Source organism: Campylobacter sp. CNRCH_2013_0855 (assembly GCF_025773025.1).
GTDB lineage: Bacteria > Campylobacterota > Campylobacteria > Campylobacterales > Campylobacteraceae > Campylobacter_D > Campylobacter_D jejuni_C.
Genome location: NZ_JAKMTE010000026.1, coordinates 1 through 5,781 on the forward strand (window position 1 = coordinate 1; position 5,781 = coordinate 5,781).

At 29.9% G+C, this 5,781-nt stretch carries 2 protein-coding genes; both read right to left on the bottom strand.

Annotation, left to right across the window (positions count from 1 at the left end):
• Positions 1–31: 31 nt before the first annotated feature.
• The gene (locus tag L8X40_RS08140) at positions 32–3,169 is read right to left on the bottom strand and encodes a filamentous hemagglutinin N-terminal domain-containing protein (protein ID WP_263667656.1); all 3,138 of its coding nucleotides are present in this window, start codon (positions 3,167–3,169) and stop codon (positions 32–34) included.
• A gap of 4 nt (positions 3,170–3,173) precedes the next feature.
• Positions 3,174–5,781: hypothetical protein (locus L8X40_RS08145; RefSeq protein WP_263667657.1), on the bottom strand; the 2,608-nt coding region annotated here is incomplete at its 5' end.

The window sequence follows — 5,781 nt, forward strand, 5'->3', positions numbered from 1 at the left end:
TATACACTAGGATAAATCCTAGTGTTTATAACTATATTCCACTTACTATACATGGATTCATAGTTTTAGAGTTATCACTAACTATGCAAATTTTTCCTTTTTGTATAGGTGCAGTTTCATCGATATCATTTTTATCTTCTTCCTCTTCTTCATTTATAGCTTTATTACCTATAGAATTAAAAGTAGAACTTTGCTCAAAAACCAAAGAATCATCTGGTTTATTATCAATTGGTGGTTCTACTGGATCAATAGGCTTATCAGGTATTTCTATTTCACCACCACCATTATCTCCATTATTTTTTATAGAATCTAAGATAGGAATACTAACATTACTAACCTTATCAAAGTTTCCATTGAGCGTAAAATACTCATATTGGTTTGCTTTAGCTTTTAATGATTCAAACTCATCTATAGAAATATCACTTTTGTTTTTATCAAATTGTGCTAAAAACATAAGTTTTTCTATTCTAGAAGATATATTGCTCAACTCTTTATGAAGCCTATTTAGTGAATCTTCGCTTAAATTTTTATTGCTATTGATTGTGGATACTATTATGTTATACATAGTTGCGAGTTCATCGATTTGTTTTTGATAATTTGTTTTGTTGTATTTATCTTTTAAATCATTAATATTATCCACTTTGCCTTGCAAATCTCTAATGAAACTTATCAACTTATCTTTGTTTGCCATAGTGATATCATAATGCTTTTTAGCATCTTGTTTTAAATTGTTGAATTTATCTTGCACCCCTTCTTTAAACTTAGAATCAATCTTGTTATTTTGCGAGTATGCAAGCAAAAAATCCATACTTTGCATTAATTTTTCAGCTTCGCTTGTTTTATCACCATATCTATCATCTAACAAAAACTCTGCTATAAACTGTACCTTCGATTTTCTATCTGTTAAATTCCCATATGCTTCTAAAAGCTTTTTTAAATCACTATTTGCATTAATGGTTAAGTATTTTTTTAAATCTGAAATGATTTCATCTTTAATGATATCTTCATACAAATCCTCATTATCTAAAAACACATCGTTATCAAGATCAACCCTAGATACCTCACTAGGTTTTGTAGGGTCTGTTATAGCCGGGATTTTTGATGTAAATTCATTGTATTTATCATTATTTGTATAACTGACTTCACTTGCTCCGCTAGTTGAAAAACCACTAAAGTCATTAGTATGATGATATACTATATTAGAATTATTTATTCCAACTTTATTAGCTATAAATAAGTCTGTATATACGGTCTTATTTTGATAAGACTTAGCATTTATAGAAGACCCTTCTTTAAAATATAGTGAAACATTCTTTATGGAGCCACCACTATTTGAACATCCCCAAGAATTAGCACCATTACATCCTAAAAATCCACCAGCGTATACAGAATCCGTAGATTTTACATCAATATTTATCTTACCTTCTAATGCAATATTTTCTAAATTTGCACTATAGTTTTTTCCTGCGAAACCACCTACATAAGCTACACCTTGTTGTTTTTTATTATCCACTTTTATGCTTTCTAAATTCTTGATGTAAATATTACTAAGCTTTGCATTTTTACTTGCGACTTCACCTATAAATCCACCTACATTAGCAAAGGCTCCACTAGAAGTTACTTCTATATTTTTTACATCTTCCATTTTTATATCTCTGATGTAATTACCACTATATAACTGCCCAGTAAATCCTCCAACAAAAGCCGGCAAATTTGGATTACCTTTTGCAATAATATTATCTATATTTTTAATAGATATTTTTTCAAAATTTCCTCTTGCATTACCTGCGAAACCACCTAAGTTTACAGAGCTTTGTCCTTTTTCAGCTCTTATATTTTTAATAGTATCTACACTAATATCTGAAAAATTACCTCCGGCAAGTCCTGCAAAACCACCTATGAAAAATAAACCCTTATCTCTACCTATTGAAGTAATATCAGAGATATTTTTTAGTTCTATTTGTGAGATAGTATTGTTTTCGGTTTTTCCAAAAACACCACCTACGTAATCAACGTTTTTAGTATTTATGCTATTATTACCATAATCAACTCTAAAGTCTTTAATGGTAGAATCTTTCACATATCCAAAAATCCCAACATAAGTGTGTTTTTCATAATGCCTATTTGGATCTGCAGCAAAATCAATCTTAATATTTTTTAAACTAAAACCTTGTCCATCGAAATTTTTATTAAAAACTTTTTCATTATCATAACCAATTATCATATTTGTACATTGTCCATCAATACAATAATTAGCATAGTTTTCACCTTTAAAATCTATATCATTAGTAAGTCTATATCCATTAGCAGTCTCTCTAAAGCCTTTTTTATTATCATTCCAACCTTTAGCAAAATACCACCAATCTCGCACAGAACCTATATCAACATAGTTTTTATAACTTTTATTTAAATTGCTAATATTATCAAACTCATTATATTTTCTTTCAGGATTAAAATAATACCCCGTAGCACTTAAATGCAAATCCCCTTTATTCGCATGTGATGTTTCTACACTAGGTGTTTTTATAGTTGAAATATCTGCATAAATTTCATTTGCATCAAGGTGAATTTTATTTCCGGCTTTAATTTGATTTAATGTTCCTTTATCGGCCTCTGCCTTGAGTATGATTTTATTACCTTGTAAGATTAAGTTTTCTTTAACATCAATATTACCCATATTAACCACATTGCCAAGTTTATCGCCTTTAAATACCGGAGAAAAATTTGATCCCATTTTAAAGAAATTCTCATAATCTGTGTTATTTAATGTACTAGTCGAAGCCACAAAGCGATTAGCATTGATAATCGATCCACTCTTTTCTATGATTACCCCATTAGGATTAATTAAAAAGACATTATTACCACTTGCATTTAATATACCTTCTATCATAGATTTACTAGTTCCATGAGCAATGTTTAGGTAGTTTTTGTCTTTACCTCCAAAGTTTACACTTTCACCTTTACCTATGCTAAAACCACCACCCCATTGTATGACTGAGTTTTTTCCATTACCTACAATATTCATATTATTACCATTAGTATTTATAGTCCCACTAGTCCCATGAGTAAATTTACCTCCACTAGGTAAAGCCACTAGTGGAGAAAATAGCATTGATACTGTTATGCCTGAGAGTATGATGTGATTTGTGAATTTACTTTGCTTATTCATGATCTTATAATCCTCCAACTATACAAGGATTCATGGTTTTAAAGTTATCGCTAACTATGCAAGTAAGGCCTTTTTGTTTCAAAGAAGTTTCATCGATCTCTTCTTCGCCCTCTTCTTCTTCAACAGCATGATCTCCGATTAAATTAAGTGAAGCTGTTTGTTTAAAATCTAAATCTGTATCTGGTAATTCTGGTTTATTCGGATTATCTACATCAGGGCTCTGTGGATTATGTATAAAATCCAATGCAAAATCCCCCACAAATTTAAAATTAGTATAGCCGTATTCATTTTTTGCTATATTTTCATCATTAAGCTTAGTAGCTATGCCATTTACACCATCTCTTTGATTTTTTAATGTTGTTGCCAAGGAATTGATTTTATCAAGACTAGCTAGGTATTCAGGATCGTTTATTTTTCTTTTACCTGCTTCTATTTCTTTAACATAAGAATTATAAATTTCTAATTCTTTTTGATATTCTGCATAAGTTTCATAAAAAGAATTTTTACCATCTTTAAAAAGATATTCTTGAGCTGCTATATACTCATCTTTTATTTTTAAAGCTTTGTTGTATTTTGCATAAATACCTTTTAATTTTTCACTTGATTCAAATCCTGAATTTTTATCTTTGAGTGTATCGAGAAAATCCAAACTTTGCTTAATAGAATCTAGCGTAATCTCAACTCCGTTTACAGTGCTTACATGAAACACAATCTCACCAAATTTATTGATACTTACTCTATATTTTCCATTTAAAATATCATCTAATATAGCTTGAACTACTTCTTGATTATACCATTCTTCTTGAAACTCAACTTTTTCATTTTTTATAGCTTCTACATCTGGTTTTACATATGGAGATAAACCTGGAATAAAATCATCATCTTCTGGTATTTCATTAAATTTTGGATTAATAATACTTGCTATTTTTTCTTCAAATTCTTGTTTTAATTCATCGCCATTATAACCCTGATTTGTTACTCCTGTGTTTCCATGGGTCTCATTTAAAGTTCCATTTTTATAATAGACAAATATATTATTATAGTTTTCATCAAAATCATTATTATATTGAGTTGTAAAAAAATTATTTGCTATTCGAGATCCAGTAGCTGTGATTGTAGCTTCTGGATCAAAATATATAAAAATATCTTTAAAATTTCTTTTAAATCCTGATTGACCATTTCGATAGGAGCCCATAAATCCAGCAGCATATCCTAAGCCATTACCATTAGCATTAATGTTTTTTAAATTTTTTATGGCTATATTACTAAAACTAACTCCATTGCTTTGATAACCTAAAAATTCTCCACTACCTATAAATCCACCTGCTGAAGCAGTCCAGCCTTTAGTAGTTGCTTGGATATTAAATACTCTGTCTAATGTGACATTATTCATTTTAAAATTAGAATCGAGTAAATATAAAAATCCAGTAAAACCACCAGCATGAGCATCTGCACAATATTTACCATCGCAACTAGCTTTAATAGAATTTGTTCCACTAATTTTTATCTTATCAAAAGTAGCATCTAAATCAGCAGGTTTTTTAATACTCTGAATACGCCCAGCAAATCCTCCAGCTAAAACCAAGCCAGAGTTTGAGATTGCTTCAATATTTTTTATTCCATTAAGCTCGATATTACTTACACTTTTAACATTACCTAAAAATCCAGCAAAACCACCTACATTAATTTCCCCAGTACTCATCATAGTAGCTTTGATATAATCAATATTTTTAACAACTATATTATAAAATTTTCGATCACCATGCCATCCTTCACTATTTGAATATCCAATAAGACCTCCTACATAATTTGCACCTTCTGTTTTTATATATTTATTATTATAATCAACAACCAAGTCAGATATAACACCTTCATCAAAAACTTTTCCAAATATTCCTACATATTTTACACCTTTTAATCCTGTTGTATCTATATACATATTCTTCAAGGTATGGCTTTGACCTAAAAATCTCCTATCAAAAGCATTATTATCTGAATAACCTATGATCATATTAGTACAACCAAAGTTTTCCAAGCAATAGTTCGCAAAATTTTGTCCTTCAAAATCCAAATCCGTTGTAAGTCTATAAGAAAATGGGGAATTTTCTCTAAAATCTTTTTTTTCATTCCATCCTTTAGCAAAATGCCACCAATCTTGTACAGAATTTATAAAAACAGTTCCTTCTACAGCAAAATCCTTGCTAGCGCCTTCCTTAAGAGCTAAAAGTGAATTTTTTGCACTTATATTATAATAATACCCTGTAGCATCTAAATACGCATGACCTTTTCCATGAATTTCTATCGCTCTTTTACCAGGAGTGTGATGGTTCAGTGAATTAGCATCTATACTAGCAGCATCAACATAAACTTCATTACCTTGCAAGTTTATATTACCTGCTTTAATTATTCCAAATTTAACGCCATTGTGTTCTTTATCCCAATTAGTATCAGCATCTAATACTACTTTATTACCTTGCAATAAAAGACTATTTGCTGTGATATTACCCATATTGACTACATTACCTGCTTTTTGTGGTTTAAACACTGGCGAAAAAGCTGCACCTTGTTCTTGTGTGGATTTAGCAAATTTCCACATATCCCCATCACTCATC

Coding starts and splice junctions, on each gene's coding strand:
- L8X40_RS08140 (WP_263667656.1), bottom strand. CDS start 3,169: ATGAATAAGCAAAGTAAATTCACAAATCACATCATACTCTCAGGCATA.